The organism is Streptomyces durbertensis, from assembly GCF_014156695.1.
In the GTDB taxonomy this organism is placed as follows: domain Bacteria; phylum Actinomycetota; class Actinomycetes; order Streptomycetales; family Streptomycetaceae; genus Streptomyces; species Streptomyces durbertensis.
Genome location: NZ_WMLF01000295.1, coordinates 1 through 6852, shown reverse-complemented (window position 1 = coordinate 6852; position 6852 = coordinate 1). Strand labels below are relative to the sequence as shown.

General features: G+C 72.2%; 6 protein-coding genes. 3 read left to right on the top strand and 3 right to left on the bottom strand.

Annotated features, from left to right (window positions below; translation table 11 throughout):
* Nucleotides 1-1772, bottom strand: a 1772-nt coding sequence (locus GL263_RS18400; RefSeq protein WP_182856818.1) for a BACON domain-containing protein, incomplete at its 3' end; no start/stop codon positions are given.
* A 191-nt stretch (nt 1773-1963) separates the two neighbouring features.
* Between GL263_RS18400 and radA the strand changes: the two genes are divergently transcribed.
* Nucleotides 1964-3403 carry a DNA repair protein RadA gene (radA, locus tag GL263_RS18395; RefSeq protein WP_182856817.1) on the top strand — a complete coding sequence of 480 codons (1440 nt, stop codon included), beginning with the start codon at nt 1964-1966 and terminating at the stop codon, nt 3401-3403.
* A gap of 241 nt (nt 3404-3644) precedes the next feature.
* Complete coding sequence (disA, locus tag GL263_RS18390; protein ID WP_182856819.1) at nt 3645-4703, top strand: DNA integrity scanning diadenylate cyclase DisA; 1059 nt, start codon at nt 3645-3647, stop codon at nt 4701-4703.
* A gap of 30 nt (nt 4704-4733) precedes the next feature.
* On the opposite strand, the gene GL263_RS18385 is transcribed toward disA, so the two are convergent.
* The gene (locus GL263_RS18385) at nt 4734-5138 is read right to left on the bottom strand and encodes a hypothetical protein (RefSeq protein ID WP_182856816.1); all 405 of its coding nucleotides are present in this window, start codon (nt 5136-5138) and stop codon (nt 4734-4736) included.
* A 487-nt stretch (nt 5139-5625) separates the two neighbouring features.
* Nucleotides 5626-5940 (bottom strand): hypothetical protein, encoded by a 315-nt coding sequence (locus GL263_RS18380; RefSeq protein WP_182856815.1) that lies wholly within the window; start codon nt 5938-5940, stop codon nt 5626-5628.
* Nucleotides 5941-6349: 409 nt separating this feature from the next.
* On the opposite strand from GL263_RS18380, the gene GL263_RS18375 reads away from it, so the two are divergent.
* Entirely contained in the window at nt 6350-6790 is a 441-nt protein-coding gene (locus tag GL263_RS18375) for a hypothetical protein (RefSeq protein WP_228456628.1), read from the top strand.
* Nucleotides 6791-6852: the final 62 nt, after the last annotated feature.

The following is a 6852-nucleotide window of genomic DNA, read 5'->3' as shown; positions in this document are numbered from 1 at the left end:
GGTTCGTTCGGCTCCGAGGGGGCCGGGTCCGGGGTCCTGCCGCGCCCCTCGATCGTGATCACGGCGTTGGCGGGCGCGATGTGGACCCGGGCGACCCAGTCGCCCGCCGGTTCCCGGCGGCGGTTGACCCGGACCGTGATCGTGTACGACTCGCCGGGCTGCAGGGTGCCGGAGCGCTGGCTGAGCCGCAGCCAGCGGCCCTCGGCGTACGCCGACCAGTTCACCGCCGTACCGCCGCTGTTGGTGAGGGTGATGAGCGTGGCGCCGTCGGCCGGCTGCGCCTGCACGGTCAGCCGGCCGGGCGACGGCCCCGACGGGCTGGCCTCGGGGGCGCGCGGGCTCTCCTCCGGAGAGCGCTCCGGGTCCTCCGGCGTGTCTCCGGGGTCGGGCTCGGCTTCCGCCTCGACGGTCACCGAGGCGCCGTCCTCCGGCCGCTCGCCGGGCCTGGCCCGCTCCTTCGCGGCGCCGGGGGCGCGGCCGGCGCTGCCGGCGTTCTCGTACGGGTACTGCTCCACGCCCGGGCCGTCCGACTCGTGTGCCGACACCGACGCGTCGTCCCGGCCCTCGCCGACCAGCGGCGCGCCCCGGTACGCGGCCCACAGGGCCAGCACCGGCGCCGCCACCACGGCCGCCACCACCGTGCTGGTCACCGCGCGGCTGCGCAGCTTCTCCAGCCGCGCCGAACGGTCCTTGACCTCCAGCGGGAAGCCGCGCCGGTCGAACCGCGGCATCGGCTGGGAGCGCGCCCGCAGCGCGCTCACCAGAGCGGCGTGCACGACGGGCCGGGAGGCGGCGAGCACCGGCAGCGGCCGGGAACGGCCCGGTGACGTGCCCGGCCAGGGCTCGCCGGCCATGTGCCGCTCGGCGACCAGCCGGCAGGCCGGGCACTCGTCCACGTGCCGGACCAGTTCCCGGCGCAGTGCGGCGCTGAGCACCAGGCCGGTGTCCCCGCCGAGCCGGCTGATCGCCGCGCAGCCGCCGCTGTCCACGACGGACAGCGCGGCCCGGGTGCGTTCGACCTCGCAGGCGGCGCCGGACAGCAGCAGCCGCGCCGCGGGGATCTCCAGACCGAGGACGACGGCGACCTCCTCCACCGGCATCCGGTGGCGTACGGCCAGCTCCAGCGCCTCGCGCTGCTCGGGAGTCGTGCCGGCCGCCTCGGGCCAGGACAGCGCGGCCAGCTCGCGGCGCCGCTGGGTGGCCAGCGGCCCGACGACCTTCACCGGCTGGACGCGTCGGCCCTCCCGCTCCTGTTGGCGGAGCGCGTTGAGGCGGCGCAGACAGGACCAGCGAGCCAGCGCGTACAGCCAGGGGCGTTGCAGCGCGTGCGCCGGCGCGCGCCCCCGCTCACGCTGCCGTTCGGCGATGGCCAGCGCCTGGCCGAGCGCGGTGACCGCCTCGTCGTGGTCGCACATCACCGAGAGGCAGTAGGTGAACAGGCCGTCGAGATGAGCGTCGTCCGAGGCCGGATCGTCGGCCGGATGGGATGCCGGGTGGGCGGTCGGGGCGGAGGCGGCCGCCGTGCCGGACTCCGCGGCGTCGGCGAACAGGCCCGAAGGAGAGCCGGAGAGCGGGGCCGAGGGGGACCCGTACGGTGAGCCGGAGGGCGAGCCGGACAGCGCGACACCGGCCGGCGGCGCGACGGCCTCGGCGACGGCGGCGCCCGCCGGTTCCCGATCGGGCAGGCCGGCCCGCTGGGCGTTCCGCCGCGCGCCACGGCGCGCGGGAGGTGCGCTTGTGGTGTTCGTGGGGTGCTCGCGCCTGCTGCTCATCACGCCGAGACGCTAGGGGGCGCGCGGGTGCGTACCGCCCCTCCCACCGAACCTTTAACCCTTACGGGTGACAATCTCACCCGAAGGGGGACAACGCCGTCGCCTCGTTCGACGACGTGGCCACCCCTCCCGCGGCGCCCCGCACGCCCGGCCCCGGCCGGTTGTCGGTGGCCGGCGCTACGGTGACCCGCATGGCCTCCCGCAAGTCGTCCGCCAAGGACCGCCCCTCCTACCGCTGCACCGAGTGCGGCTGGACCACCGCCAAATGGCTCGGCCGCTGCCCCGAGTGCCACGCCTGGGGCACGGTCGAGGAGACCGGCGGCGCGCCCGCCGTGCGCACCACGGCGCCCGGCCGGGTGTCCGCGCCGGCGCTGCCCATCGCCCAGGTGGACGCCCGGCAGGCCGAGGCCCGGAGCACCGGCGTGCCGGAGCTGGACCGCGTCCTCGGCGGCGGCCTGGTGCCGGGCGCCGTGGTGCTGCTCGCCGGCGAGCCGGGCGTCGGCAAGTCGACGCTCCTGCTGGACGTCGCCGCCAAGGCGGCCACCGCCGAGCACCGCACGCTGTACGTCACCGGCGAGGAGTCCTCCGGGCAGGTCAGGATGCGCGCCGACCGCATCGGCGCGCTCAGCGAGCACCTGTACCTCGCCGCCGAGACGGACCTGTCCGCCGTCCTCGGCCACCTCGACGAGGTCAAGCCGGGCCTGCTGGTGATGGACTCCGTGCAGACGGTCGCCTCCCCGGAGATCGACGGCGCGCCCGGCGGCGTCGCCCAGGTCAGGGAGGTCGCCGGCGCCCTGATCCGGGCCTCCAAGGAACGCGGCATGGCCACCCTCCTCGTCGGCCACGTCACCAAGGACGGCACCATCGCCGGCCCCCGGCTGCTGGAGCACCTGGTGGACGTCGTCCTGCACTTCGAGGGCGACCGGCACGCCCGGCTGCGGCTGGTGCGCGGCGTGAAGAACCGCTACGGCGCCACCGACGAGGTCGGCTGCTTCGAGCTGCACGACGAGGGCATCGTCGGGCTGGCCGACCCGTCCGGGCTCTTCCTCACCCGCCGCTCCGAACCGGTCCCCGGCACCTGTCTGACGGTCACGCTGGAAGGGCGGCGCCCGCTCGTCGCCGAGGTGCAGGCGCTCACCGTCGACTCCCAGATCCCCTCCCCCCGCCGCACCACGTCCGGCCTGGAGACCTCCCGGGTGTCGATGATGCTCGCCGTGCTCGAACAGCGCGGCCGCATCCACGCGCTGGGCAAACGGGACATCTACAGCGCCACCGTGGGCGGCGTGAAGCTCTCCGAACCGGCCGCCGACCTCGCCGTCGCGCTGGCCCTGGCCAGCGCCGCCGGCGACATCCCGCTGCCCAAGAACCTCGTCGCGATAGGCGAGGTCGGGCTCGCGGGCGAGGTGCGGCGGGTCACCGGAGTACAGCGCCGCCTCTCCGAGGCCGCCCGGCTCGGCTTCACCCACGCCCTGGTCCCCGCCGACCCCGGCCGCATCCCGGACGGCATGCGGGTCCTGGAGGTGGCGGACGTCGGCGAGGCCCTGCGGGTCCTCCCGACCGGCCGCCCGCGCGGCGCGGGAACCACCCGCGGCGGTGGCGCGTCCCGAACGCAGGAGGGCGCCGAGGCCTGACGCGCCGGTGCGTGACGACTCCACGCCGTTCCGGGTCGTTCCCGCCGTCCCGGCCGGACGGCGGGAGGAAACACGTGCGCGGAGCGGCTCCGGCGGGGAGTACTCGGCTGGTGGGCGGCGGCGCCGGTAGACTTTGGCCCGGTCACGCCCGTCCAGGAGACACCGCCGACAGGCACCCGAACCGCACGACCGAAGGAGCGCCGTGGCAGCCAACGAACGGGCCGGAACCGCTGACGGCCTCTTGCGCGCCTCCCTCAGCGCGGTCGCCCCGGGCACCGCCCTGCGGGACGGCCTGGAGCGGGTCCTGCGCGGCAACACCGGCGGACTCATCGTCCTCGGCATGGACAAGACCGTCGAGGCGCTGTGCTCCGGCGGCTTCGTGCTGGACGTCGAGTTCAGCGCGACCCGGCTGCGCGAGCTGTGCAAGCTGGACGGCGCGCTCATCCTCGACAAGGACATCACCAAGATCGTGCGCGCCGGCGTGCAGCTCGTACCGGACGCCTCGATCCCCACCGAGGAGACCGGCACCCGGCACCGCACGGCCCAGCGGGTGTCCATCCAGACCGGCTTCCCCGTCGTCTCCGTCAGCCAGTCGATGCGGCTCATCGCCCTCTACGTGGAGGGTCAGCGCCGCGTCCTGGAGGACTCGGCCGCCATCCTCTCCCGCGCCAACCAGGCCCTCGCCACGCTGGAGCGGTACAAGCTCCGCCTCGACGAGGTCGCCGGCACGCTCTCCGCGCTGGAGATCGAGGACCTGGTCACCGTCCGCGACGTCGCCGCCGTCTCCCAGCGGCTGGAGATGGTCCGGCGCATCGCCACCGAGATCGCCGAGTACGTCGTCGAACTCGGCACCGACGGCCGCCTCCTCTCCCTCCAGCTCGACGAACTCATCGCCGGCGTCGAGCCCGAGCGCGAACTCGTCGCCCGCGACTACGTGCCCGAGCCCAGCGGCAAGCGGGCCCGCACCGTCCCCGGCGCGCTCGGCGAACTCGACCGGCTCAGCCACAGCGAGCTCCTGGAACTCCCGACGGTGGCCCGCTCACTCGGCTACAGCGGCGCCCCGGAAACCCTCGACTCGGCGGTCTCCCCGCGCGGCTTCCGCCTGCTCGCGAAGGTGCCGCGCCTCCCGAACACCGTCATCGAGCGGCTGGTCGAGCATTTCGGCGGCCTCCAGAAGCTGCTCGCCGCGAGCGTCGACGACCTCCAGGCCGTCGAAGGCGTCGGCGAGGCCCGCGCCCGCTCGGTCCGCGAGGGCCTCTCCCGCCTCGCCGAATCCTCCATCCTCGAACGCTACGTCTGACGGCCCGCCGCAGGTTTCCAGTCAACCCCTCTACAAATTCCTGTTCCTGTAAACGGCGTACGCTTCGATGAACCCCTGAACCGTCCGCAGATCATCCGCAAGAATCCCGGACCGCCACTTCTCCTTCCGCCCGTCGCGATAAACGAGATCCAGCCACACATCAAGATCCGCGAACATGCTGTCGGAGTGACGACTGCGCGCTGTCGCATTCAGCGTCACCCCGTCCAGGTCGGAGAAGCTGATGGCCGTCAGCGGCCTGCGCTCGTCCCTGTACTCGACGACCTCGTCAGACGTGATGACCAGCAGCGGGTCCGGATCACCCGACGTGCCACGCAGAAACCCGGACACCTTCCCCCGCCTCTTCGTGAACACCCGCCACCCCGCCGGTGCGGACCCCTGCCGCGCCCGCGTCAGAATGGCTCGGGCATCAACCATGCTCGCCTCCCACCCACGCCTCCCGCCTCCGAGTCCAGCACAGGGCGAACAGAGCAGCAACTTGCCGGCGACGCCTCGAGCTCCGCGCCCATGAAGGCGGGCGGGGCCAGGGACCGCAGGGTTTCTTGTTTCCCAACCCCGCCTCTTCCCGAAATCGGGGGACCGCCCCGGAACCCGTATCGCAGCCTGGGGGCCTCTCGTCCTCAAACTCCCCCAGCCTCCGGCCGGGAGGTACCCCAGGACGGGCTGATTTTCAGCCCCTCCTGGGGGTGGTCTCAGCTTCTCCATTTCTCGTAGGTGCCGTCCGCGCACGCAGGGCACGGGACCTTGCCGTTGGGTGCACACGTGCGGCAGTCGTTTGCCGAGGCGTCCTCCACCGGAGGCAGCACAGGCAAACCGCCGCAGTCTGGGCACCAGACCTCAGACCAGCCAGCGCAGTACCCGCAATAGCCCGATGGTCGATCCAGCACCAGTCCCAGCGCTGCTGTCACTGAGATGCCTCAGTGACGCCCTCGTCGTCCGAGACGGAGAGGCGCATCCCACGCGACTCGGCCACGCGCAGAGCATCCTTGAGACACTCCGCAAGCCGGTGTCCGGTGTATCGCAGCTCTGCGTCCGACGCGTTGGGGTCCTCCAGCACGGTGCGTGCGTGGTCAAGTACGTTCTCGCCCATGGCGAGTTGCACGGCTTCCATCTCGTCCGCGAGTCGCGACACGTACCCATCGCCCGAAGAAGTGAGAAAGCAGGGCTTGCCCTCTGGGGAGCGCCGAGGAAGCAGCCGGGGAGCGGTGATCGACTCCATTACGCACTCACCTCCATCTCGTGAATCGGACGGAGGTCGACGTCCACGCCGTGAAGGGCGAGCCACAGCGTGCGGCGCCGGGCTCGCTGAGCACGAGTGGGAGCTGAGCGGAGTTCGGCCGTTCGGTGACGGCCGGTAGAGGGCAGTAGCAGACGCAGGAGCAGTGCGAGGAGTCTCCTTGTAGCTTTGGACACTGTCGTCAACCTCCACGGGGTTGGTGGCCATGCCCCCGGACCGGTCGCACGGTCGCGGGGGCCCGTACTTGGCGCGGACATGCGCCATCCATGAGCTTCATGACCACAAGCCGTTCGCGGAACAGCGAACGGGGAACCCCGCAGGCCCAGTTGGGGAACCCTGTTACGGACTAAGCTTGGGAACCCGTCACGTCGGCCCCGGCAGGTGTGCCCCATTGGATGACCGCGAGACCAGGCGCAGCGGTTACCCGCTGACCATCCCCGACACGCTGTTGCACAGCGACGCCATGCGACGAGCCTGTGCTGCACGGGACTTCCAGGAAGTCTTCCGCCTCGTCAACAGGCGCACAGGGTCCAGCTACGCGGATATCGCCGCAGCGGTAGGAAAGATGACCACCTCCCGTGTGAGTGACATCATCCGTGGCGTCCGTGGGATCCGAGGCCAGGCCGTCATCGAACGCGTGGCCGATGGATTCGGGATTCCTGGTGAAATGCTCGGGCTACCCAGAAGGACATGGGAAGACCCCACCGCGAACCAAGACGAGGCGCCCATCTCCGTGGATGATCTGCCTGCTCGCAGCACCCCGACATTAGCCTCGCGCTTTCATGAAGCGGTCTGTCCGACGGGTGGTCAGGTAAGCGAGAAGTGCCTCTGACCAGCAAGAATGAGGATTGTCGAGGTCCTTGTTTCTGCCACCGTCGGAGGCACTTCCCAGGT